Genomic DNA, 23,068 nt, shown 5'->3' on the forward strand with positions numbered 1-23,068 from the left:
ACGCTAACGTGGAACTATAGTTTAATACAACATGACAGCAGCCGGCGTTGGCTGCTTTTTTTGTTGAACGAAAAATAAATTAGTTATAACGAAAGTCTTCCCATAATTAGGAACTGCATTTGATATATGTTTGCAAGCAGAAACAGCAAGTTGAAGTACGGCAGGAGAATTTTACTCCATCACGAATTATTCAGAATTGGTGACAATCTCCAATCTCAACTACTGCTTGATAGGTTGATGTCTGCTTAAGCTCATTCCGACAGTACTCTTCATCCCTATTTCATAAGGTGATGCTTACGAAGTAAGAATTGTCACAATGCGCCCATAAGGTGCTCATAAGGCAACAATTCTTTTAAGGAGGTTTTAGAGTGTCAACAGAGAAAAAAACTGCGTACTCCGCGTGGTCAAACATCATGTACTCCATGCAGTTGCATTGGCGGGCGAGGCCGCTTACGTTGATTTGCTGTGCCGTTTCGGTGCTTGTTGGCGTCGGTGTGCCATTTGTAAGCATCTATATGCCTAAGATTGTCATCGACAACATTACTGCCGGAGTCACGCCAAGCGAGTTTATACTATCGGTGGGCATCGTGGCGCTTCTCCTGGCCGCGCTAAACAGCGCTAAAAGCTACGCCGATCTCATCACTAATGAATCTGTAGGTACAATCAGCATATTGAAGCACCTCCAAACGATCATGCATAAGCATCTAAATATGGACTATGAGGTGCTGGAAAGCCCCGGATACGCAAAACGGGGCGAAAAAGCGTGGCGTGCCATGCAGAGCAATCACTCTCCAGCCTCTAACATACCAAGAAACCTATCACAGTTTCTAATGAACGTAGCGGGTTTTCTTGTATATGGAACGGTTATCGTATCGGTACATCCCCTTATTATTCTCTTTCTAGCCATTTCGGCCGGGATCAATTGGCTTGCGCTCTCTCGCGCCCGAAAAGTTGAGAGGGACACGCGGGAAGAGCGGTCAAAGCTTCAAGGAAAACTCTGGTATCTTCAGAAGGTATCGAAAGAGCCGTCCGGCGGCAAAGACGTACGTCTATATGACCTTAGCAGCGTAATCCGCGGTATTTTTCAAAACGTACTCGGTACCTCAACCGAAAAAGAGCAAAAGGTAGCGACAGGCGATATGAGGGCCCAGTTATCGGATGCGGTGCTTAGTCTGATTCGTGACGGTGCCTCTTACGCGTTTCTTATTTACTTGCTGTTAAACGGCGAGATGACATTGGGCAACTTCGTGCTCGTATTTGCCGCCATTGGCGCGTTTGCGGGCTGGTTGTCGGGGATATTAACCAGCTCAAGCGAGCTGATCCGTTCCTTAAGTGAGCTGTCTGATATACGAGATTATCTGGACGTGCCCGATCTTTCAAATACTGGCGCCGGCCATGCGCTGCCGTCCGGCGATCTTCTTCCTCCCGCAATTACATTAAGAAACGTTGGATATACCTATCCGGAAGCAAAAGAACCCACCCTTTCAAGCATCGATTTTGAGATCAAGCCGGGAGAGCGCATCGCCATTGTCGGGGCGAACGGAGCGGGAAAGACGACGCTTATTAAGCTTTTATGCGGACTTTATAAGCCAACATGCGGGGAGATTACGCTCGGCGGCGTCGACATTACGCGATATAACAGAGACGAATATTTTTCGCTTTTTTCAACGGTATTTCAGGATATTCATCTCTTCTGCTGCGATATTGCCGGCAATATCTCGCAGCAGCCCCCCGATCAGACAGACTATGAGAAGGTAGAGGAATGCCTCATCATGTCCGGCCTTATGGATAAAGTAAGAGGACTTGAGAGTGGAGAATCCACGCTTCTTGTCCGTCGGGTGCATACCGACGCTATCGAACTCTCTGGCGGCGAGAAGCAAAAGCTGGCGCTGGCGCGCGCGCTGTACAAAGACGCGCCGGTTATCATCTTGGATGAACCTACGGCTGCTCTCGACCCGATCGCTGAAAGCGAGATTTACCAGCGATATGCCGAACTGACTGCGGGGCGGACATCGATTTACATCTCCCATAGGCTGGCAAGCACGCGTTTCTGCGACAGGATTCTATTAATTGATGGCGGCGGCATCGCCGAGTACGGCACGCACGACGAGCTCATGAGGCATGGCGGAAAATATGCCGAGATGTTTAACGTGCAGTCTCACTACTATAAGGATGGGGAGGTGACCGATCATGAAGGAGCGCTCCATCTGGCGTAACCTGTACCGCGGATACGGCATCGTAAATCGCTTAACGCCAACCTACATTCCGCTTACTATCGCCTCATCCTTTATCAAAGCGGTTCAGCCCTTAATGGTGCTCTTCCTGTCTGCCCAGATTATAAACGAGCTGGCCGGCGAGCGTGACACCGGGCGCATTACGCTGTATGCCGCACTTACAGTAGGGCTTGCGTTTGCCTGTTCGGCTATCAACGCCGCAGTTAACCGACGGATCACGACCTTAAACAGTACGTTGTGGGCGCGTTTCTACTTTTTTCTGGGCAATCGCTATATGCAGCTGAACTACGATCAAGTGGAAGACACGATGATTAATGAGAGGTTAGCGGATATTGAAGCGAAGTCTAACGGAAACGGACTTGGCATTCTGCGTCTGCACTACAGTCTGCCGGAACTATTACAGCCTCTTTTTGAGCTGATACTATCTGTCATCCTGTTTATCGGGATGTTCACATCCGCTTCTTCCTACGAGCAGACGTTTATAACTTCTCCGTATGCTACCGTTTTGCTGATTCTTCTCATCCTGACAATGATTCCCTTTACTTATTTGCTGAAGAAGAGGGAGGAGAAAATCCAGAAGAAAGTGTTTGAGGATAACCCGAAAGCAAACACTTATGTGAGTTTTTTTAACGAATATATGCAGGCAAAAAATGCCGCCAAGGACATACGTCTCTATAAACAGGCGCCGGCGATAGAGGACCATTACAATAAATCGGTTGGAGCGGAATACTGGTACCGTATTTTTAACTTGATCGGAAAAAACAACGCATTGGCAGCGGCAATGAATGCCGTACTTGGCGGCTGCGTATATCTCTTTATCGGTCTGCGGGCGCTTTATGGCATGTATCCTTTAGGCAGCGTCGTGCAGTACATCGGTGCGGTTACGGGCGCTGTAGGCGCGCTGGCCAAGCTGGTCTCTGTTTTGGGCAATTTTATAACAAACAACCCTTATCTCAGCCTCGTGTTCGAGTATCTTGACCTGCCGGACAACATGCAAAATAGCGCTAAAAGCAGACAAATCCCGCAAGAAGGACTAGAATTTGAGTTTTGTGACGTCTCGTTCAAGTATCCCGGGTCCGACAATTACGCCATCAAGAACCTTAGCATGAAATTTAATATTGGCGAACGGCTTGCCGTCGTGGGGTTAAATGGCAGCGGCAAGACAACTATGATTAAGCTGCTATGCCGGCTTTATGAACCTACGGAGGGCGTTGTCACGTTAAACGGCATCGACATCAGGGAGTACGACTATTCGGCATATATGGGCGTATTCAGCGTTGTGTTTCAAGATTTTAAACTATATTCGTTCTCGCTTGGCCATAACGTTGCCGCATCCGAAAGTTATGACGCAGCATTGGCGGAGGAGTCGCTTATCATGGCGGGGCTTGGCGAAAAGGTCAGGAACATGCCGAAAGGGCTTCATACCTACCTGCATAAGGATTTCTCTGACGACGGCGTGGAAATTTCGGGAGGCGAAGCGCAGAAGGTGGCTCTGGCAAGGGCATTGTACAAGAATGCGCCGTTCGTGATATTAGACGAACCTACGGCGGCACTGGACCCGATCGCAGAGTTCGAGATTTATTCCCGCTTTAATGAATTAATCGGCGGTAAAACGGCAATCTTCGTCTCACACCGGCTCTCGTCTTGCCGATTCTGTCATGACATCGCCGTGTTTCACGAGGGTCGGATTATTCAACGCGGCTCCCATGACGAGCTTGTAGCCGACCGGGACGGGAAATACGCTGAACTCTGGAATGCGCAAGCTCAGTATTACGTTGGGGCATAAGTCAGTGTCGGACGGAAAGTACAGCTATACAAAGAAAGTCGCATAAACTGCGGCTTTTTATTTATGTATGTATGGAACGAAATATGGATTGAGTGCGTCATTTATAGGGAGATCAAGTTTAGAACAAATCACCTTATAGGAGGTAATATGCGTAAATATAGTCTTTGTTTAATGCTAATTTGGATGCTTGTTTTTCTTGTTACCGGTTGTAGTCAGTCATCAAAATATGGTACGCCTGCGCCTATCAAGAATTTAAAATGGGGGATGAATGAGGAAGAGGTAATGAATGCTTTAAAAACTTCTGAAAAGGATATTACAAAAATAAATACAGGGCTTGCTCATAATGATCAAATTAATTTAAATAATCCAATAAAACTATATAACCGCTCTGCTGAGGTTAGCTTTACCTTCTCTTATCACATCCTAAATGGAATTACAGCACACTTTAAACCGGAGGATGTTGCATTCGTTGAAGAAGCGATAGCGAAAGAGCGTGGAACAGGAATTTATAAATATAACGGTAAAAATGAGAAATCCGATGTAACCTGGCAAGACGACTTACTGGAAAATAATAAAACGTGGAAAGCTGCAGTGGAAGAGATCTATAAAAATCTTGGAATCAAGGTTAGCGATGATCCCATGAAAGACGGAATATCCGTAGGTCAAAAACCGATAACGTGGTGTAGGCTAACTGTAGATAATAACAGCCCCCTATATGGAAACTTGTATTTTAATGGCGATGTCGCATCGATGCTAAATTATCCTGAAAAATATGCTCCGGAATTAATTCTTAAATAGTACAGTCCCCCCGCTTAATTTCGAAGAGGGTTGATTAGGAGACGTGGATGATGCGGTATTTGATCAGATTAAATGCACTTAGCGCTATCTTCGCATTATTACCATTTATTATCAGTGAGCTATTAGTCAACGTATATAGAATAAATCGAATAACGGGGATTGAAATAGACGATATAAATAAGGTTACCTCAATTGCTTGTTATGTAAGCCTAATTATAATATTTGTTATTTTTGTTCCCTTAGTTCTTCACTTTTTACCATTAAGGATAACAAACTTTTTTGCATCCATTATGTGGTTCCCATATTACTGCCTGTATGTGTATTTCTTTGCTGCACTTTTTCCTGCAAAAAATCCAGCTGATGATCCTAATCCTGTTTCAGGGTTAATTATTATTGCAATTTTACTATTATTTCCGTTTTTGATAGTAGGAGTTAATGGTGTTGCTCTATTGCTCCAATATTATAAAAAGTGTAGGTATACGACTAACGAGGAAGATTAATTCATTTTTTTAAAACTAGATCGGGAGAGGGTATGAACCGAATATTTCGAACTAAATTATTCTTTCTTTTCGTTAATGCTGGCGAGTAAAGGAGCTCCTTATTTTCACACCTGGTTTCTTGACTTTCTTATCGAACAATTTAAGCAGACGAGAGCATCTATCTCCTTATATGTGGCGATAGATGCTCTTTATCGTATATTCGCATATTTGCTGTACGTTTCTTACATGCGAGTAGATTCGTTAATTTAACTATCTAGTTCAAACGGACGATTAGTGAATACCCACAGCAACAATGTAATTGTACTTACGCCTGCTCCAAACCAACATACCGCCGTCCAACCGGCATAGGCGTATAGATTTGTAGAAGCAATTGAACCAAAGGCGCTTCCCATGGAATAGAAAATCATATACGCTGCGGTAAGCCTGCTTCGAGCTTCAGGACGGATTCTCATAATTATGCTCTGGTTCGTAACGTGTATGGCTTGTACTGCAAGGTCAAGAAGGATTATACCAGCAATAAGAGCGACAAGCGATTGTTTCGTATAACTGATCGGCAGCCATGAGACCATTAATAGAACGATTGCTATTCCTGTTGTTTGTTGTCCCAGGCCACGGTCAGCCAAGAGCCCGGCTCTAACTGCACCCAGTGCACCGGCAACCCCAACGAGACCAAAAGCACCTATCACTGAATGCGAGAGAGATAGCGGAGGCGTGCTGAGCGGCAAAACTAGCGAGGTCCAAAAAACACTGAAGGCTGTAAAAATTAGAAATCCGAACAAGGAGCGAACACGCAGTATACGCTCCTCTCTATACAATACAAATACCGATTGAAGCAGCTGGATATAGGTCAGCGAAACTTTGCGTTGTTCATGCGGTAAAAACCGAAGAAGCGTCAATGACAGGACAAGCAAGCATACTGCGGAGAAAAGATAGACTGAACGCCATCCCGCAAGATCGGTTAATACCCCTGCTGTAAATCTGGCAAGCAAAATGCCGATTACGATGCCGCTGGTTACAAGCCCAATAATCCGCCCTCGATCAGAAGGAGCTGCTAAGGTCGCGGCATACGCGACGAGTGTTTGCGTGACAACGGCCAGCAATCCCATAACCGCCAAGCCTGAGAACAATACACCTATTCCCGGAGCAAGAGCGATGGTGACTAAAGCGATTACGGACAGGAACATTTGCCCTGGGATCAGCCATCGTCTGTTCATCAAATCTCCAAGAGGGACAAGCAACAAGAGGCCTAAAGCATAAAACCCTTGTGTGACCGTAATAACGATCCCCACGGAAGAAAGCTCAATATCAAATTCGTTTGCAATGGTATCAAGCAAGGGGTGTGCATAATACACATTTGCAACAGCCATCCCGCATGCCATCGCAATCAATAACGCTAAACCGCGTGATATCGCTGCAGGCTGCCTAATGGAATACGATTGTTGTTTTATTGCATCAACAGCATGTTTTTCATCGGTTTTAACTTTTTCCATACTCCTCACGCTCCGCATCATGGTTTATTGTACTTATCAGTATAATATACTTATCGGTACAAAAAGTGTATGGAATAAAAATATCGTTTGATATTCGTGAAGTCAAGAGAAACTTAGAGCATATTTGACAACTCAATTGCGGAGTAATATGATTTATACCATACCGATCAGTATAATATAGGGGGAAAAGCCATGGTTCGACTTCGGGAGTTTGATAGGGAGGAAGTCCTTCTTGCCGCGATGCGTGTGTTTTGGGAAAAAGGTTATGAGGCAGCATCATTAAACGATCTGACTTCGGCAATGGCTATTCAGCGACCTAGCCTTTATTTAGCTTTTGGCGATAAAGAACAACTGTTTGAACAAGCTTTACGCAAGTACACGCAATGGCATGCCTCAAACGTTAGGACGAAGCTTAATAATAAATCTTCTGTCAAAGATGCTTTCAAATCGTATTTTACAGATTTGGTTGATGAAGCATACCAAGGGAAAGTCAGTCCGGGGTGCTTCTGCATAAATACGATGGTAGAACTTGCACCCAAGAATGAGAAATTTGCGATTATTACAAGAGAACATCAAATGTATCTGGCTGTCTTGTTTCAGGAAGCGATTGAGAGGGGGATTCAAACTGGAGAACTTAGTAAAGACATAGTTGCCAAGGCTCTAGCTCAAAGCTTAGTGGTCTCCTTGATTGGAATTACTGTAATGTTGAAGTCACGACCGGATCGATTATTTATCGACAATGCGGTTGCTGCAGCGATATTGCAGCTAGCTGCCAGAGAAGTGTAACATGAACGATAGAAAGCGCAAGAGTCGCATCATCACGACTCTTGCGCTTTCTTTGCGATTGCTGGATCAGTTGGTTGATTATGTACTTGTTTTCTCAATTACTGTGATCCGACTTGGGATATTGGCCAGATTCGTGCTCACGATCTCGACTCTATGGTCAGCTCGGAGCGCCTCCAGCACCTCAGGCACGTTTATTCTGAAACGTTTCAGCTTCCCGTCATCCCGTAGCACGTTAATAATGCTGCCTTCCTTGTTGATGATACGGCCCTGAATCGTTCGCCGCGCTTTCGTCAGCAGGTCGATTAGCAACACGACGAGGATCCCCAGAAACACTAGGCTCGAGAGGAAATACGTAAAGCCAATAAAAGCCGGCACCAGTTGATGGTCCTTAGTGAATAACTGAACCACTGACAACGATAGCTGCAGTGCGCAGATTATTATGAAGGTCACAATGCTTTTGTTCGGTTTCAGCTGCATAGCTGCTCACACCACCTCTCCGTTACCACTTCTCCAACATCCCTTCCGGCAGAAATCCCTACAGTAAATCCATTTCTGTATTTGCGTACCTTGCAAAATAGCGCTATCAAGAAGGCTCAACGTCATCTTTAAATTAACTCATAAATTTGGTCGAATTTGGATATTAGTATACACGAATTAGGGGAAGGTGAGAACACCTTAGTGAAACGGCTGTATATCCACTTGCGATCGGAGCTCAGAGAACTGCTGCCGGTTTGCTGCTTAAGTAACAGGCAGTTTACTGCAACAAAACAATATACTTTTGCGTCTTTTTAAAGGATGCGTTTTCCAAATAATTCCGATGAAGGAGGGAACGTATGAGGATGATATTGTTAGTTTTGTTATTGTCTTTCCTCTCGGCAGGTTGTAGTGTCCAAAATAAAGAGTCAAACTCATCTTATCCAAGTGCCGTTGCCTGGAATAATATCGTGTATGGATATTCGATTGAGGAGGTTTCCATCGAAGAAATCGGCAAGGAGATGGGAAAGATTAAAAGACAAGCAACCCCAATGCCGAAAAAAAATGGAGACTCAAATACCATAAGCATACCAACAGGAAGTGTTTTATTTGAAATAAAAGGAACAGACCCCAATCAGGTAATTGCAATAAAAGTAGATGATAAATATTTTAAAGCTTTAAAGCTGGGACCTAGATTTGCTCATCGCGAATAATTCAATCACTACTGTTTTATAAGGAAGTGGAGTTTAATGAATAAATTAATGAATTATTCACGAATTGGAATGATTGCTATTCTAATCATGCTATTAACCTTAGGTTGTAGTGTTACTCATTCAGTCAGCACATCATCAACGGTTTCCTTATCGAAAGAGCTAAAAAAAGAATTGCCAGCAATCAGAAACATCAAATACACATTCACCAGACCCGATTTAACAATAAACATTAAGATGAAAGATACTCCTACCGAAGAATCGGTAAATGCAATATTGGCTAAAGTTAAGCAATTCTCAACTACTATTGAAAATATAAACGAAATTGCAAAAACCGTAAATTGGAACAGCGAGATATACAATATTAATCTTCTTATTTACAGTCAATCAGAACCTCCTATAAAATATTCCGCAAGTTATTTCAAAACATTTGATGCCTCTAACACTTCCGAAGAAAATATTGATGGTTACAAAACTTGGACCAAGTATGAGGAACCATAGACTTCATAAGTTGCTTCAGAACAGACCTCTTTTTAAAGAGGTCTGTTTGTTTTTTTCTGCATAGATGTATCGTTTATCTCATGAAATGGATATAGAAGCAGATTCAACTCCCACTGCTTCTTGCACTTCGAATAGCGGGCGTAAACATAGTAATAACTTCATACAGTGCATTTTGATCACCATTTTGTGCCCGTTGAACAAGATCAAAAAGTTCATTTTCCATGGCTACCCTCACGTTGTTCATCCATTCTCATATCACCTCCTTTCTAATAGTTTATAGGTAAGGGAGGAAAAACCCTTCGCCAGGTGTCCATTAGAGAGCAAATCTTGAAACTGATCAGGATGTTACAAGGGGCTTGGCATCACTCTCTGTATATCTAGATAATAGAAACTCCCCAAAAGTATCGTCCCCTTCGACTGAAACGGGACAATCAAAAATAAGTTGATTCCGTTGATCATACTTTTGTCCATTTCGGATTTGATCAATCGTGCAGTATCTGATCGTTGTCGTTTATAGAACATGCGTTCTTATTTATTTCTTGTTGTACTTATGTACAAAGTTAAGAATCACGGCCGCCGGCAGCCTTGACTGGCGGCCTTTTTAAAGCAAGCTTAAAAGACCTCCGCGATGGAGGTCTTTTGTTTTTGTATTTTGAGAAATATCGTTAGTCAGCTGTCATGGAGGCAAGCAGCTTGTAACGATTAGTAGTACCCTTTACCTGTGCCTACACCGCCAACTTGTGGACCGCAACCGCCGCCCCAGCCGCCAACAAAGCCACATCCGCAGACGATAATCACCAGCAAGATGAACAGTACAAGAATTCCGCCAACTTGATTGCCATGGCCAAATCCTGACATAATTCACAACACCTCCTTACGTCTGAAGTATACTTTATCATATGTGTGGGGAGACATGATGCTTGGGTATTTGCCTTAGGAGCATTCGTCTAATTCCATTTGCCTCTCCGCTGCGAATGTCCCGGAAGATTGAATGTCCCGAGGCGCAGCCGTTTGACTTTGAATATTTTCTTATAAATAAGACTAAAGTCCTAGAAAAATACTCTCTAATATTATAAAATGATGGTTGTAAAGACTCATATTTTGTCACATCTTGTAGTAAGAAGGAGTAGAAAATGAATACTTACCTAGTCTCGTATGATCTTGTAGCGCCACAAATGGATTACTCTGATTTGTATAAACGGATAAAGGCGTATCCCTATTGGGCGCGCGTGCTTGAATCGGTTTGGGTTGTTAAGACATCTACTTCGTCTAAAAAAATAAGAGACAATCTCAATATGGCTATAGATAATCACGATAAGTTGTATATTGCAAAACTTTCCGGAGAAGCAGCTTGGATCAATATTAACTCCAATGTTTCCGGTTGGCTGGAAGAGAATCTTTAGAGCTATTTCTTTATTTCTTCCGCATTGGTGGAAAGCAATTAGTTAATCTAATGGGAAACAAGTAAAGTCGCATAAACTGCGGCTTTTTGTTTTGTAAATGTAAGCAATTCACGCAAAAGCGGCGGTTGTTATAATTTAGATCGTTTAGGGAATTATATCCATGTGAAAATTGTTCTAATATGTAAAAGGGTTCTCCAATTTACGCTATGTTTGAATGCTAGCAAGGAGGATTGTCCAATACCGTTATGAAGATATGCACTTTAAGCCTTGTGTTGTCTGTTAGTATATGTCTGGCAGTGCTAACCGGCTGCTGGGATCGCCGTGAGATTAATGACGTTGCGTTTGTGTTAGCAGGTGGAGCTGATAAAGAAGGAGATAATATTCGTATCAGTGTGCTTATTCCGCTAACGGGCAATATGGGGAACTCGAGTGGCGGGGGCGGATCCGGTGGACAGAAACCTTTCACCGTTAAGACAGAGAAAGGTAAAACAGTTAGCGAAGCAGTTTCTAAACTTCAGTTTCGCCTCCCGCGACATCTGTTCTTTGGACATCGACGTGTAATAATCATTGGTGAGGAACTGGCTAGATCGGAAGGAATTGAAACCGTTATAGATGCGATTACCCGTACACCAGAAAAGAGATTATCCACATTTATAGCAATTTCCGAAGGGAAAGCTCTTGATTTGCTTAGCGCGGATACACGTCTTGAGCGTTTCTCTGCAGAATCGATCAGGGAGCAGTTACAATCAGAAGCAACTGCACGCATCAATTTAAAGGAAGCCGTCTGTAAATTAATTACTGTAGGAGAGGATGTCTTTCTCCCGTATTTACAGAAGGTGAAAACAGACATAAAGGGCCATGAATCTGAAGATATCCGAAGCGAAGGATTTGTCCTTTTTCATAATGGGAGAATGACTGGAAAATTAGAAGGGAACGCGGCTATAGGTTTCCGGCTTCTAAATCAATCCGTTCGTGATTACGATGAAACCATTAATTTAGATGGGAGTTATTTAACAGTAACGATTAGTCATGCGAAAATAAGCATTGAGCCGATTATTATAAATGATGAATTGTCCTATCGTATTCACTCCAAGGTCAAGGTGAGTATCAGTGAAGATGATAATCAGGAAAGAAATTATGATTATTCGGGCATTCGGAATCAAATCGAGCAAAGCGTTTCACAGCATCTTGTCGATAATATTAATCTTGCTATAAAAGAGATGCAGCAAAATAATAGCGATGCCATTGGATTTGGATTACAAGCGTATCGCGCTTACCCGCAAAAATGGATAAAAAAATATCGAAAAGATTGGAACGAAACATTCCCGAAATTAAAATTTGAAGTATCGGGAGAAGCGAACTTGTTCCGACTGGGCATGAGCAGTGAGAACCTAGGCAGAAAAGATCATTAGTTTGAGGGCCTTCAGTCGTAATGAGCTGCTAATTTGTTGGAGGCTATCGCCTTCCGGGTCAAGTGTACAGGTCGTATTGCTCCTCAGTGAATACAATAAGCTGTAATCCGGAACTGGAAGGGGATAATTAAAGTGAACCGTAACTATTACATGGGTAATGTAGGTAGTATGAATGAAGCTAACTTTTGTCCCGATTGTCCAACGCAGACGATTTATGATCCTCCAATCACCCTATACGAGAACTACTACCATCCACAGCTTGTGAATGTCGTTCAAAATATTGAAACGGTGAAGCAACATCATTGTTGTCCTGTCTATCAGCATTATTACACGCATACGGAGAAAAATGTTATGGTTTCGAGCGTGAAACGCGGGAAACAAGTTAAAGCATCTTCCAAGAAACGTTCGAAAAAATAGATCTAAATTAATAAAAAGACCCGTAAGAATGGACGCTTCGCGTATGAATCGGCCGAGTGCTCAGCAGCGGCTTGATGCCTTCAAGCAAGCGAAAGGTTGTTCTGATATTCAGAACAACCTTTAATAAACTAGTCATTATTCTTCGCTATTTTCGAATCTATCACGAATCTTCCGCTTTTTCCTTCTAATTATCCCTTTAATTTGTTCAGCGATCGTATATCCGATTAGATAGGCCGCCGCCGAGGTATTCCCATCCACCGTAAATGGGATAATTGAAGCATCTGCAACAATTAAATCTTTCACTCCATGAACATGCCCCCTCCGGTCAACGACCCCTCCATTTCTTAAAGGAGCCATACGAAGCGAGCTTTGTTGGTGATGATTGTGGTCAAAATTTTCTCTAATAAATTGCTCGAGTTCGATATCATCATCTATCGTTTCAAGCGTTGGTGAAATGAGGCGGTAAGTTGGATCTATGGCGTTTAGCTCGGCAGCTATATCCTTTACATAGATCCTATAAATGTTTTTTATGGCTTCCATATCACTCGGATTATCGAGAAAACCTTCATCTGCGAGCACAATTTTAAGCGGGTCTTTGTTTTGGATTTTAATGGAACCGCGACTTTTCGGATGCAGATAAATCAAACCTAACGTTAACGTATCGTCTTCGGAACCAATACCCAGAATCTGAACCGCTCGCCGGCGCTTGCTGTCTATATCCAAAGGGGCAGGCAGGAAAGCGCCGCCGGTATAAAGGGCATTAGGATCATTCGAAGGTAAAGGTCTGTCGTGTGGATTCGATTGGAATACCGCGAAGTTCAGCGTGTGGTTTCTTAAGCTTTTACCTACGTGTGGATTATGAAAGACGCAGCGAATACCAGCTTCTTTTAGTGCTTTTGAAGATCCAATCCCGGATAACATTAAGAGCTGGGCGCTGTTAATACCTGCTGCAATAATGACCTTTTTCCTTGCGCGTGCGATTATCCGCTTACCGCTTTTTAGGAATTCCACTCCGCTAGCTCGCTTATTGGAAAAAATCACCCGTAAAGCAGTCGAATCGGAAAGTAATCTTAATTGACGACCATTTACTCCCCGGCCATTCAGCGCTAAGATATCGGAGGACAAAAATGCGGTGGAAGAGCTTTCTCTTCTGCCATTCGGCTTCTGATATAATTGCCATCGAGTAAAGGGGCCAATTGGGGTTTTCGGATCATTATAATCGAGAATTTCAGCGAAGCCGGTAGCTCGCTCAATTGCGGTAACTACTTTTTTTGCCATGGACGTCGGATTTACTGGAGCCTGACGAATGTCAATGCGCCCATGATAACCGCGTGCCAAGGTGTTGTTTGTTTTCCCATTGTACTTTTCAAGTCTTTTAAATCGTTGAACCGCTCGATGAGGAGACCATAGAGGCCCGAGCAGCCTTTCCCATTCTTTAAATACCTTGCTTGTTGGGCGCACGTATTGTTCCCCGTTTATCGATGAACCGCCTCCCATGAGACGTCCTGTCGTCCATTCAAACGTTCGATCGTCCAGACCCGCTTGCGGAACACCTTCTCCTTGCCAGAAATACTGAGGAAAGAACTGTTCTTCCAATTCGGAAGCCATCGTTGAATCGCTAATCGGTTTATCTTTATCATTGTTTCCGCCTGCTTCCAGAACAAGGACGGATGTTCTTTTATCATCGGATAAGGTTTTGGCGATAACCGCTCCAGCGGGTCCCGTGCCCACAATAATGTAATCATAGATGAAGTTGCTTCCCATCAAAACTCTCCTTTTAAATTAAGGGGCTAATGTAGGATATTAAGTTGAGTTGTCTCATGTGTCGAAAAAGTAATTTGCCCTTTCATTAACAATCGCAATATAATGAAAAACAATTCTAATTTATTGTAAAACAATAAATTTTGTGTTAAGGTCATTTTGTGATTAAATTAGCGAGGTGCTCTTTATGAAACGGGGAACAACACTTTTTTTGAAGATGGCCGTTATTCTTATCGGAATCCCGATTCTTGCTTTTTGCATATTTCTGGTGCCCAAGATCGGGAATTTTGCTGGAGAATCTTATCCGGATATTGCTTATATGAAGTCTCTCGTTTTAATGGATATGTATGCGGCAGCGATACCTTTTTACTTTGCCCTGTATCAAGCTTTTAAACTTTTGAGCTATATCGATAAGAATCAAGCGTTCTCGGAATTATCCGTTAAGGCTTTAAAGTATATAAAATACTGTGCCGTCACAATCAGTGCCGTGTACCTGCTAGGCATGCCACTCTACCACCTCATGGCGGAGAAAGTTGACCCTCCAAGTTTCATGCCAATGGGAACGGCCATTATTTTCGCCTCCATGGTGATCGCTGTTTTTGCTGCCGTTCTCCAAAGACTTTTACAAGAAGCTATTCAAATAAAATCAGAAAATGATTTAACGATTTAAGATGAATATATGGCGTTTCTGATTTGAATGAACAAGGAGCAGATTGCTACGGCAGTTGCTCCTTGTTTTTGTTATATAACTTTATTGCGAATTATCGACATATCATGTCTACTGGTTGAATCTTTATTCACATTCTAATATTTGGTAATTCATGTTACTGTTTACTAGGATCGCTAATTACGCAAACGACGCCTTCATTGTTTTTGCCAAAAGGAAGCACAATTCTAAAAAGCAAAGCGAGGGAATCTGATGATGGGACAAAACAACAATGGGTTTTCCGAAAAAGGACTGCACAGATTACGCGACGTGCTGAATCAGCATGTGGATTCAGGGAAGATCCCCGGGCTGGTTGCCCTGGTAAGCCGGGGCGGAGAGACGCACGTAGAAACGATCGGGACGATGCGTCATGACGGTGGTACGCCTATGAGGCGAGATACGATCTTCCGAATGGCTTCGACGTCCAAGCCGGTTGCGATCGCGGCGGCGATGATCTTGATCGACGAGTGCAGGCTGCGGTTGGATGAACTGGTAGAAACATGGCTGCCGGAACTCGCAGACCGGCGTGTGTTGAAGAGAATCGATGGCCCGCTGGACGACACCGTACCGGCAAGGCGGCCGATCACTTTACGGGACCTGTTAACCTCCACGTTCGGGCTCGGCATGGATATGACAGCGCTGGGCACCCCGATCATGGGCGCGATCTTCGAGCAGGGGTTGACTCCCGATCTGCCGGTGCCGATGCCTGAGCCGGATGAGTGGATGCGCCGCCTTGGCACGCTTCCGCTGATGCACCAACCCGGAGAGCGCTGGCAGTACCATATCAGCAATGATTTGCTTGGCGTACTCGTCGCTAGAGTGACGGGACAATCGTTTGAGGCATTCCTGCGTGAACGCCTTTTCGAGCCCCTTGGCATGAAGGACACTGGGTTTCACTTGCTCGCCGATAAGATAGACCGGCTGCCTCCCCTTTACGCCCCCGATCCGCAGACAGGAGAATTCATCGTGTGGGATGAGGCCAAAGGGGGGCGCCATAGTCAGCCTCCGGCATTCCAGGGCGGCGGCGGCGGTCTAGTCTCCACCGTCGATGACTACCATGCCTATTTCAAGATGCTGCTAAATCATGGGATGCACGAGGGTGAACGGATTTTGTCCAGGCCAGCCGTTGAGCTGATGACTACCAACCGGCTCACGCCAGAGCAACAGGCTGCGAGGAACGCCATGGCCGCCAACAACGTGCATATTTCATTCGGCCAAGGGCAGCATGGCGGTTGGGGCTTGGGGATGGCGGTACGCACCTACCGCGGTGACTACGCGTCTATCGGCCAGTTCGGTTGGGATGGCGGCAGCGGTACTTCAACCTACGCCGACCCGGATAAACAGCTTACCGGTATCCTGCTCACCCAAGTTGGAATGTCCACCCCGGATTCAGCGAGGCTTATCCACGACTTCTGGACCACGGTCTACCAGGCAATAATAGACTGACTTAAAATAATAAGAACAAGAAGCAGCCTGCTACGGCTGTTTCTTGTTCTTATTTAGCTATTGAGCAGTTAAACGAATGACATTCCAGGATGCTTTTGCTAGCTTCGTTTCAAGAGTCCCATTATCCCCCATACTCGACTTGCCTTTTGAATGTGTTTTTACTTTGTCCGGTTCTGAGGCTGTATTGGCGGCTTTCAGGTCATCATGTTCCAAGACAATATGTTCGACAAGATTGTATGTACCAAAGCTGCGGAAGAGCCGTAAAGGCGGTCATCAACATCACCGATAATAAAGTCTTTATCAACAATCATTTTTGCCTTTTCTGCCATTGATTTCACCTGCCCTGTCATCATATAATAAATCTAAACGTTTAACAATTGGCTTAGCTTTTATTAAACGCTAAATCTAATTAAAATTCAACCCTATTTTTAGGAGCTGCGAAATGTAATAAATGGAGGGGAGAACGATGATGAATAAATGGCTGCTAGCAGAAGAAGATAGCAAGGTCGTTAATTTACCTAGAAGTGGTTATATTCGTACAAGACTTATTAAAGATAATAATGAGTCATTGCTTACGGTCATTGAAATATCGAATGGCAGCATGCATTTCACAGTACTCCCTGAAAGAGGATTAGACATTGGAGAGCTTTATTTAGGGGAACAGAAGATGAGTTGGGAGAGAAGCGAGGATTATCTATTGCATCCGTCCAATGTGGATCTTTATGAATCTAACGGAACAGGCTGGATGAAAGGCTTCTACGGCGCTGTAGCTTCAATCGGTCCGGAATTATTCGGAACGCCTGGTGAAGGCTTCACTTTGCATGGTTCGGGATCGTACTCGATTGCTGAACCGGAAAGCATTCAGGTTTTTTGGGATGAGCAATCCGTAAGGATAGCAGGAAAAGTCCCGGTCATTGACCGAAACGGAGAGTTGTTATTCGAAAAATTAATTCAAATGAGTACGGAGTGGGGAAGTTCGTTAATTTTACGAGAAGAAACGGTAATAAATAAAAGCAGTTCTAAACAGGTTCTAGATGACGGCTATCATATCCAATTGTCGGGCTCTTTTCTGCATCAGGGAGGTCGATATGTTCTCCCGGTCAGTCAACATGAACTATTAATAAGGGATTCTGCTCCGCTCGAGGAAGATCCGTTTCATATTCCTTCAAGCAAGGAAGCCTACCCTATGAGATGTTATCAATACGTCCCTAGACCGGTAGATGGTTTATATCAATTCGATAAAGCTGCCCCCTATTTGAGTAAAATGAACGTAAGCAGAGGTTTGACGGGCGAAATGATTGTAAACACGCAAAATACTTACGCAGGGTATGTCATTCGACCGCTGTTCGATTTTCCGAGATCGCTTATAGCTAAGCAGAATGACAGCAGCTTTATGTTTGCCTTAGAACCTTGCAGATCACGGCCGAATCGGATGTCTCAGAAAATAACGGACGGCGAAGCATTATACTTGCGGGAGGGAGAAGCGGTATCGTCTAGCTGCTTAATCGGTCTATCTGATTCTAAGAAGGAAATTCAAAGTTTGGAGAACATGATTTTATCGGCAGTTCCTTTATAGTGAGTAGCTTGAATGTTAGTTGCGTTAATGATATAACAATAGAATAATGTGAAACGTTTAAAAAAGGGTGAAGTTCATGGAAAAAATCGGGATTAAAGATATTGCATTGCGTGCGAATGTATCCACGGCAACGGTTTCCTATGTATTGAATGGCACCCGCAATGTAAGGCCCAAGACGAAAGAGAGAGTCTTAAAAGTAATCGAAGAGCTGAATTACAGACCCAATGATATTGCAAAAAGCCTAAAGAGCAAAAGAACGAATACCATTGGGGTTATTGCGGAGGACGTAACCGTCTTTAACGTGCCCGAGATTATCGACGGAATTAACGAATACGCCGAGAAGAATGATATGCATATTCTGTTGATCAATCTCCGCCTGCAAAAAAGAGTAGGTTATGATTATGCGAACACCGATCATTATCAAAGGCATGCGCAGGATGCCGTATCAAACCTCTTATCCAAACAAGTAGAAGGAATCATTTATATTGGCGTACATCCCCGCGACTTAACGGGTTTGATTAATACTTACAATAAGCCGATTGTATATACCTATTGTTACGCGCAAGATGAATGTTCCATCCAATATAATGATGAGCAGGCTTCCTATGATGCGATTAAATATCTGGTTAGCAAGGGACATTCGCGCATTGCGATTATAAGCGGCTTGATGGATTCGATACCTTCCAGGCTGCGATTTAACGGTTATTATAAAGCATTGACCGAATTCCAGCTGCCATTTGATCCACAGTTTATTAAAGTTGGCGACTGGGGTATAGATTCAGGTTATCATCTGGCAGCTGAACTATTGAAGCTGCAGGACCCGCCTACGGCCATTCTTATTATGAATGATTTGATGGCTGCGGGCGCATTGCGGGCCGCAGCCGAACAAGGGATCGTTGTTCCAAGGGATCTCTCCATTGTAGGATTCGATAACCGGGAGTTCAGCGCTTATTTGAGTCCCGGAATTACGACAATGGATTTGCCGTTGCATGATATGGGCATATTGGCAATGAAGGCTCTCAGTAATAGGATTAGCGGAACAAACGAAAAAACGGAGGAAACTCCATTATGTAAATTAATCGAGCGGGAATCCGTTGCCGGGCCGAGGTTACCTCTTAAATAATCATTCCGGTAAGAGACTGTAGCATTCTAATTAAGCGGTCTCTTTTTTGTTGCAATAAAGGTAAATCGATTAACCGGAATTTAAGAACGGATTAGTTAAGAAATTTTCTGCAAATAGCATCAATCTCTGTAGGGAAAAGATGTTGGAAGCACTTATTTATCAACGTATTTGCTAAGGGATATAAATTACTTGCTGGGACTTATCTTGCTATGATAATATTGATTTATTATTTAAACGTTTAGATTATGACATTAGGAGTGAGAACTTGAAGCTGCTTCGTAATGATACTTTTGAAGTGTACTTATCTCCGCAAGGTACGGTGGAGTCCTTATTCCTGACAGATGATCCAGATAAGATGAACTGGGTAATAGATGCACAATATGTAAAGGATACAGGCTATTCCGGTCAGGATAAACGCTTCGGACAGTGGAGCGCTACCGTTGACGATGAATGTATTGAAAGCGTTAACTTACAACCGTATATGCATGTTACGGATGATAAAGCTGCTGTTGTTTCTTTTTTGCATGAAAAATTTAAAGTGGAGTATGAGTATCTGCTCAATAATAATGGTGAATTGCAATGGAACATTCGTTGTTCGAATGCAAGCAATTATTCTATAAAAGTAAATGGATTTCATAGTTGGTTTTCACTTGCTTATATCATGTTCCGGGATCGTGATGTCTTGAGAAACATGAAGCATTCTTGCGCCGTATTTCCTCATTTGGGAGGGGATTTCTCCAAGTTTGCAGCAATGCGCAGAAGCAATGAGGCTCCGCATCTTGCGATCTACAGCACGGGCGATCGCGTTACGGCTTTCGGGACGTATTGCAGCTATGTAAATCGGTTTTTAGAACAGGTATCGCCATCATTGGATGGAATGCTCTATCACCGGTTGTCGTTTGTTGAGGATGGAAGCTCGATGGGCCAGTCTGCAGAGAATGATTGGATCTATGGCGGTGACTACACTTCGATTACTCTTAAGCCTTTGGAAGAAAGAACTTGGTCATTTGTATTTACGCCATTTAAAGATCAAGAGGATTTTTACGCGAAGGCGCAAAAGTATGGGCATCCGCATTGGACTTATTCGCATGTTACGACGACAGACGGAAAGTTCTTTGCCGAATTGAGTCTTCCGGAGGAGGAAACATTACTCTCGGCGAAAATCGTAAGCGCGGTGGACGAAACAGGTACCACGAAGAAAACCGATATTACGAATGAATTTAAATTTGTTTCTAACGAAAAATCTAAACGTTTACGTGTTGTCGTTCCAATGAAGTCAGCAGGAGAGATTAAGTTGGAAGCCACGCTGGGTAACGGTAAATGCGATGTATTGGTTGGGAATGTGCTTGAACCCATTCATAACCTGCTGGAAAGAAGAGCGGCTTGGTTATGCAGCAATAGCTTTAATGCTAACCAGGAATCAACACGTCCTTATGCCTTTAAGCCATTATCAAACCAGGGGGAATCCCTTGGTAAATTATCGTTTATTCTCATGAAAAATCTTTTATCTCCCCCAGTACCGAAAGAGGTCCATAATGTGGAAACCTCTGCTTTCCTGGATTTAAAGCAGCATTGGTTTGAGGATGGAGATTTTATGAATCCCAGACCCCTTTACGGTTCCTTCTACCGTATTTATGATTTCGATTATATTGGTCACGTGTATTATTTGTTATCCCGATTCGATCAGTCGTTATTGGCTTATGCCAATCCGGAAACGTATTTAACTTGGGCCGCTCAAGTTATGTGCATGAGGCTGGACCCGGATTGCCATCGTACTAAACGCGAAAAAGAGGAATCCCAGCTTGTTGGCGTATTTATTCTTTATATTGCCGACTTGCTGGAGGATCTGAAAAAAAGGGAGTTAACTTATTGGCATGATAAACTGCACAGGTTATGGTTGCAATTTGTGGAAGGACTAAAGCAAGGTTCGCAAGGATATCAAGGAGCTGTGACGGAGCATTTCTATGATAATGCAGGGTTTGGACCTACGTGTGAAGCGTTATGCCTGGCTAACTTAACGGATGAAGCGGATTTGTATGCTCCCCTGATCATTGCGAATATTGGATTTAGTAACGACTATAGAGCGAATGCTCCGGATCGTTGGTGGGAAGCTTTATCTTTTATGACGCATTCGTTATGGGGAGGATTAGTAGCAGGTGCTGCCCGATCCTCTTATGAAACACTTGGAGACACGAGGCTGTTGGAAGCCGGCTATCGGGCTACAATGGCGGTGTTTAACTGTTATGATTGGAATGTGTATTCGACAACCCGTAAACTAAAACCCGGTGAGGCAGCTTCAACGTACAGTATTGCAGCTCCTAATTTAAATATGCCCGAGCTGTCCAGAAACCGTTTTGGACAATCGATTTTCAAAAAGTCGAGTGATCCCTTATTCAGCAGCCTTTTCTCTAACATAGAAGGTGACGACTGGGATATGGGGGAAGAGCTTGTTGCTTATATGCTTGGTTTTGGTTCGACAACGTACCTCTATACAGATGGCGATGGGGAAATAAGATGCGTGAACGGTATTATTGAGCCGGCAGAGAAAGGCTGGAAGATTACTAGCTATGCCGCATATCCAACCCGGTATGTGATGTTGGAAAAAGGACTCATGTTTGATTCAAATGCGGGAGAAATCGTTAAGAGTATATTATTTATAGATGGTCAATTCCAAAGTACGGAAATTAAAATTTAATTCTAAAAACAAAAAAACGGAAACTGGTGTTTTTGAAAGCCAGCTTCCGTTTTTTATTTTTAAATGATCTCAGGCTTCCGGCATTCTTTTTTACGAAAGTTTGCCGGTGAAGCTCCTTGTTTATTGGTGAAGACGGAAGAGAAATAGGCAGGATTGTTGAAACCAACTTCATCTGCAATGCGAGCAATGGACCAATCCGTTTGAATGAGCAGCTTTTTTGCTTGTTCTATTCGATAGTGCAGCAAATAATCGATGGGGGTTAAACCATAGACCTTCAACATGCATTTGGCTAGATAGTTAGGATGATAATTGAATTGGGCCTTTAATACGGGGTTTGTGATCTTGGAGGTATAATTCTGACGTATAAACAATTCAATTTTTTCGGCAAGATGGATGGCCGTTGAATTTGTGGCTAATCCGGAATCATGATTAATATTTTGCATAAACGTCTGGAAAGCCGTTTGCTTCCGCCAATTGCGAAGCGAGCGCGGATCATTATCCAAGGAATAAAATTCCGTGAGATCATTCATGGATTTACTAGACAGCTTTAATTTTTTTGGAATAAAAATCGAGCTCAATTCGCAATGATGGAGATAGGCTCGTTGTTTATGTTTTTCGAATAACGTCATTTGGTTCTCAAGGCATTCATCTATGCTTTTCATTTCGTCCCAGGCACCAAACGTCTGAAAATGAATCCAGGTAATTTCCGTTTCCTCATCACAGGAAGCCGTGCCGAAGTGATACGCATCGGGTCTTAATATTATTGCTTCATCTTTATGGATGATCCACTCCTTATTATTTTCACCAATGAACAGCTTTCCCTTGGTAACGATAATAATATCGAAAACATTAATAGAATAACGACTTACATGCCGTTCGCCTGGCAAGAAAGAATGCTTTCCGCTGTCTATAAAATAAGGAATAGGCGGAGTTACAAAGTGCAGTATGAACTCGGACATGGGATATCCCTCACTTTGATCAATAATGACGACGCTTTCATTTATATAATAAGTAATTTCCGGTACGAATTTCAAGATAATTGTATAGTGAAATATCATAAGATTAAAGAGAAATTTAAACGTTTTACTTAAACGGGCTCTTAAATAGTGAAATTTTGGGAATAGCAAGCAAATCAGAAACTTTTGTATTAAAACATCACGCTTTTCCATACGTTTCAAATCGCGAATAGGAATGTTGAAATTCCATAAATATAGGTTGGAATATTGGTTTTTCAATACAAATCAGCGGTG

23 protein-coding genes are annotated in these 23,068 nt (G+C 43.2%); 15 read left to right on the forward strand and 8 right to left on the reverse strand.

All coding sequences use genetic code 11. The features are described from left to right. Positions 1-368: 368 nt before the first annotated feature. From PJDR2_RS08485 to PJDR2_RS08500, 4 genes are all read left to right on the forward strand, one after another. The gene (locus tag PJDR2_RS08485) at positions 369-2,216 is read left to right on the forward strand and encodes an ABC transporter ATP-binding protein (protein ID WP_015843251.1); all 1,848 of its coding nucleotides are present in this window, start codon (positions 369-371) and stop codon (positions 2,214-2,216) included. Further along, positions 2,191-4,020 (forward strand): ABC transporter ATP-binding protein, encoded by a 1,830-nt coding sequence (locus PJDR2_RS08490; RefSeq protein ID WP_015843252.1) that lies wholly within the window; start codon positions 2,191-2,193, stop codon positions 4,018-4,020. The genes PJDR2_RS08485 and PJDR2_RS08490 overlap by 26 nt, the downstream gene beginning before the upstream one ends. Positions 4,021-4,167: 147 nt before the next feature. Beyond that, positions 4,168-4,818 (forward strand): hypothetical protein, encoded by a 651-nt coding sequence (locus tag PJDR2_RS08495; protein ID WP_015843253.1) that lies wholly within the window; start codon positions 4,168-4,170, stop codon positions 4,816-4,818. A 47-nt stretch (positions 4,819-4,865) separates the two neighbouring features. Further along, positions 4,866-5,318 carry a hypothetical protein gene (locus tag PJDR2_RS08500; RefSeq protein ID WP_015843254.1) on the forward strand — a complete coding sequence of 151 codons (453 nt, stop codon included), beginning with the start codon at positions 4,866-4,868 and terminating at the stop codon, positions 5,316-5,318. A 245-nt stretch (positions 5,319-5,563) separates the two neighbouring features. On the opposite strand, the gene PJDR2_RS08505 is transcribed toward PJDR2_RS08500, so the two are convergent. Then, the gene (locus tag PJDR2_RS08505; protein WP_015843255.1) at positions 5,564-6,808 is read right to left on the reverse strand and encodes an MFS transporter; all 1,245 of its coding nucleotides are present in this window, start codon (positions 6,806-6,808) and stop codon (positions 5,564-5,566) included. Positions 6,809-7,000: 192 nt separating this feature from the next. Between PJDR2_RS08505 and PJDR2_RS08510 the strand changes: the two genes are divergently transcribed. Further along, positions 7,001-7,594, forward strand: a complete 594-nt coding sequence (locus PJDR2_RS08510; protein WP_015843256.1) for a TetR/AcrR family transcriptional regulator — start codon at positions 7,001-7,003, stop codon at positions 7,592-7,594. A gap of 78 nt (positions 7,595-7,672) precedes the next feature. Here PJDR2_RS08510 and PJDR2_RS08515 read toward each other — a convergent pair whose 3' ends face one another. After that, positions 7,673-8,071 (reverse strand): hypothetical protein, encoded by a 399-nt coding sequence (locus tag PJDR2_RS08515; protein WP_015843257.1) that lies wholly within the window; start codon positions 8,069-8,071, stop codon positions 7,673-7,675. A gap of 356 nt (positions 8,072-8,427) precedes the next feature. Between PJDR2_RS08515 and PJDR2_RS08520 the strand changes: the two genes are divergently transcribed. Further along, entirely contained in the window at positions 8,428-8,781 is a 354-nt protein-coding gene (locus tag PJDR2_RS08520; protein ID WP_015843258.1) for a hypothetical protein, read from the forward strand. Positions 8,782-8,817: 36 nt separating this feature from the next. Beyond that, a complete protein-coding gene (locus PJDR2_RS32870; protein WP_015843259.1) occupies positions 8,818-9,279 on the forward strand; it encodes a hypothetical protein in 462 nt (153 codons plus the stop codon). A gap of 103 nt (positions 9,280-9,382) precedes the next feature. On the opposite strand, the gene PJDR2_RS33825 is transcribed toward PJDR2_RS32870, so the two are convergent. Beyond that, complete coding sequence (locus PJDR2_RS33825) at positions 9,383-9,523, reverse strand: helix-turn-helix domain-containing protein (RefSeq protein WP_150106452.1); 141 nt, start codon at positions 9,521-9,523, stop codon at positions 9,383-9,385. A gap of 458 nt (positions 9,524-9,981) precedes the next feature. Beyond that, entirely contained in the window at positions 9,982-10,137 is a 156-nt protein-coding gene (locus tag PJDR2_RS33100; RefSeq protein ID WP_015843260.1) for a hypothetical protein, read from the reverse strand. 275 nt (positions 10,138-10,412) lie between these two features. On the opposite strand from PJDR2_RS33100, the gene PJDR2_RS08530 reads away from it, so the two are divergent. The 3 genes from PJDR2_RS08530 to PJDR2_RS31835 all read left to right on the forward strand — a co-directional run bounded on the left by PJDR2_RS08530 (position 10,413) and on the right by PJDR2_RS31835 (position 12,511). After that, positions 10,413-10,682 carry a hypothetical protein gene (locus PJDR2_RS08530; protein ID WP_015843261.1) on the forward strand — a complete coding sequence of 90 codons (270 nt, stop codon included), beginning with the start codon at positions 10,413-10,415 and terminating at the stop codon, positions 10,680-10,682. 230 nt (positions 10,683-10,912) lie between these two features. Next, on the forward strand, positions 10,913-12,094 hold the full coding sequence (locus PJDR2_RS08535; RefSeq protein WP_265525114.1) for a Ger(x)C family spore germination protein: 1,182 nt from the start codon (positions 10,913-10,915) through the stop codon (positions 12,092-12,094). A 132-nt stretch (positions 12,095-12,226) separates the two neighbouring features. After that, a complete protein-coding gene (locus tag PJDR2_RS31835) occupies positions 12,227-12,511 on the forward strand; it encodes a hypothetical protein (protein WP_015843263.1) in 285 nt (94 codons plus the stop codon). 135 nt (positions 12,512-12,646) lie between these two features. On the opposite strand, the gene PJDR2_RS08545 is transcribed toward PJDR2_RS31835, so the two are convergent. Next, positions 12,647-14,275, reverse strand: a complete 1,629-nt coding sequence (locus PJDR2_RS08545; protein ID WP_015843264.1) for a GMC family oxidoreductase — start codon at positions 14,273-14,275, stop codon at positions 12,647-12,649. A 184-nt stretch (positions 14,276-14,459) separates the two neighbouring features. On the opposite strand from PJDR2_RS08545, the gene PJDR2_RS08550 reads away from it, so the two are divergent. Beyond that, positions 14,460-14,942: a DUF2975 domain-containing protein gene (locus PJDR2_RS08550; protein WP_015843265.1), complete on the forward strand. Its 483-nt coding sequence runs from the start codon at positions 14,460-14,462 to the stop codon at positions 14,940-14,942. A gap of 252 nt (positions 14,943-15,194) precedes the next feature. Continuing rightward, the gene (locus PJDR2_RS08555; protein WP_041614140.1) at positions 15,195-16,424 is read left to right on the forward strand and encodes a serine hydrolase domain-containing protein; all 1,230 of its coding nucleotides are present in this window, start codon (positions 15,195-15,197) and stop codon (positions 16,422-16,424) included. 57 nt (positions 16,425-16,481) lie between these two features. Here the strand turns inward: PJDR2_RS08555 and PJDR2_RS33830 are convergent, their stop codons facing one another. Both PJDR2_RS33830 and PJDR2_RS33450 read right to left on the reverse strand, forming a co-directional pair. Further along, entirely contained in the window at positions 16,482-16,637 is a 156-nt protein-coding gene (locus tag PJDR2_RS33830) for a hypothetical protein (protein ID WP_265525115.1), read from the reverse strand. Next, entirely contained in the window at positions 16,619-16,753 is a 135-nt protein-coding gene (locus PJDR2_RS33450) for a hypothetical protein (RefSeq protein ID WP_265525116.1), read from the reverse strand. Before PJDR2_RS33450 ends, PJDR2_RS33830 begins: the two co-directional genes overlap by 19 nt. A 137-nt stretch (positions 16,754-16,890) precedes the next feature. Between PJDR2_RS33450 and PJDR2_RS08560 the strand changes: the two genes are divergently transcribed. The 3 genes from PJDR2_RS08560 to PJDR2_RS08570 all read left to right on the forward strand — a co-directional run bounded on the left by PJDR2_RS08560 (position 16,891) and on the right by PJDR2_RS08570 (position 21,818). Further along, the gene (locus PJDR2_RS08560; RefSeq protein WP_015843267.1) at positions 16,891-18,000 is read left to right on the forward strand and encodes a DUF4432 family protein; all 1,110 of its coding nucleotides are present in this window, start codon (positions 16,891-16,893) and stop codon (positions 17,998-18,000) included. Positions 18,001-18,076: 76 nt separating this feature from the next. Then, positions 18,077-19,123: a LacI family DNA-binding transcriptional regulator gene (locus PJDR2_RS08565; RefSeq protein ID WP_015843268.1), complete on the forward strand. Its 1,047-nt coding sequence runs from the start codon at positions 18,077-18,079 to the stop codon at positions 19,121-19,123. Positions 19,124-19,388: 265 nt separating this feature from the next. Beyond that, the gene (locus PJDR2_RS08570) at positions 19,389-21,818 is read left to right on the forward strand and encodes a hypothetical protein (protein WP_015843269.1); all 2,430 of its coding nucleotides are present in this window, start codon (positions 19,389-19,391) and stop codon (positions 21,816-21,818) included. A gap of 59 nt (positions 21,819-21,877) precedes the next feature. Here PJDR2_RS08570 and PJDR2_RS08575 read toward each other — a convergent pair whose 3' ends face one another. Continuing rightward, positions 21,878-22,777: an AraC family transcriptional regulator gene (locus PJDR2_RS08575; RefSeq protein WP_041613375.1), complete on the reverse strand. Its 900-nt coding sequence runs from the start codon at positions 22,775-22,777 to the stop codon at positions 21,878-21,880. Positions 22,778-23,068 lie beyond the last annotated feature (291 nt).

The sequence above is a fragment of the Paenibacillus sp. JDR-2 genome (assembly GCF_000023585.1).
Lineage (GTDB): Bacteria > Bacillota > Bacilli > Paenibacillales > Paenibacillaceae > Pristimantibacillus.

Bases quoted from the DNA above. Each gene is read 5' to 3' on its own strand.
- PJDR2_RS08515 (WP_015843257.1), bottom strand. From the start codon at position 8,071: ATGCAGCTGAAACCGAACAAAAGCATTGTGACCTTCATAATAATCTGC.
- PJDR2_RS08575 (WP_041613375.1), bottom strand. From the start codon at position 22,777: ATGTCCGAGTTCATACTGCACTTTGTAACTCCGCCTATTCCTTATTTT.
- PJDR2_RS08565 (WP_015843268.1), top strand. From the start codon at position 18,077: ATGGAAAAAATCGGGATTAAAGATATTGCATTGCGTGCGAATGTATCC.
- PJDR2_RS08530 (WP_015843261.1), top strand. From the start codon at position 10,413: ATGAATACTTACCTAGTCTCGTATGATCTTGTAGCGCCACAAATGGAT.
- PJDR2_RS33100 (WP_015843260.1), bottom strand. From the start codon at position 10,137: ATGTCAGGATTTGGCCATGGCAATCAAGTTGGCGGAATTCTTGTACTG.
- PJDR2_RS33450 (WP_265525116.1), bottom strand. From the start codon at position 16,753: ATGGCAGAAAAGGCAAAAATGATTGTTGATAAAGACTTTATTATCGGT.
- PJDR2_RS08495 (WP_015843253.1), top strand. From the start codon at position 4,168: ATGCGTAAATATAGTCTTTGTTTAATGCTAATTTGGATGCTTGTTTTT.
- PJDR2_RS08510 (WP_015843256.1), top strand. From the start codon at position 7,001: ATGGTTCGACTTCGGGAGTTTGATAGGGAGGAAGTCCTTCTTGCCGCG.
- PJDR2_RS08505 (WP_015843255.1), bottom strand. From the start codon at position 6,808: ATGGAAAAAGTTAAAACCGATGAAAAACATGCTGTTGATGCAATAAAA.
- PJDR2_RS08500 (WP_015843254.1), top strand. From the start codon at position 4,866: ATGATGCGGTATTTGATCAGATTAAATGCACTTAGCGCTATCTTCGCA.
- PJDR2_RS08555 (WP_041614140.1), top strand. From the start codon at position 15,195: ATGGGACAAAACAACAATGGGTTTTCCGAAAAAGGACTGCACAGATTA.
- PJDR2_RS08560 (WP_015843267.1), top strand. From the start codon at position 16,891: ATGATGAATAAATGGCTGCTAGCAGAAGAAGATAGCAAGGTCGTTAAT.
- PJDR2_RS08545 (WP_015843264.1), bottom strand. From the start codon at position 14,275: ATGGGAAGCAACTTCATCTATGATTACATTATTGTGGGCACGGGACCC.
- PJDR2_RS32870 (WP_015843259.1), top strand. From the start codon at position 8,818: ATGAATAAATTAATGAATTATTCACGAATTGGAATGATTGCTATTCTA.
- PJDR2_RS08550 (WP_015843265.1), top strand. From the start codon at position 14,460: ATGAAACGGGGAACAACACTTTTTTTGAAGATGGCCGTTATTCTTATC.
- PJDR2_RS08490 (WP_015843252.1), top strand. From the start codon at position 2,191: ATGAAGGAGCGCTCCATCTGGCGTAACCTGTACCGCGGATACGGCATC.
- PJDR2_RS08520 (WP_015843258.1), top strand. From the start codon at position 8,428: ATGAGGATGATATTGTTAGTTTTGTTATTGTCTTTCCTCTCGGCAGGT.
- PJDR2_RS33825 (WP_150106452.1), bottom strand. From the start codon at position 9,523: ATGAACAACGTGAGGGTAGCCATGGAAAATGAACTTTTTGATCTTGTT.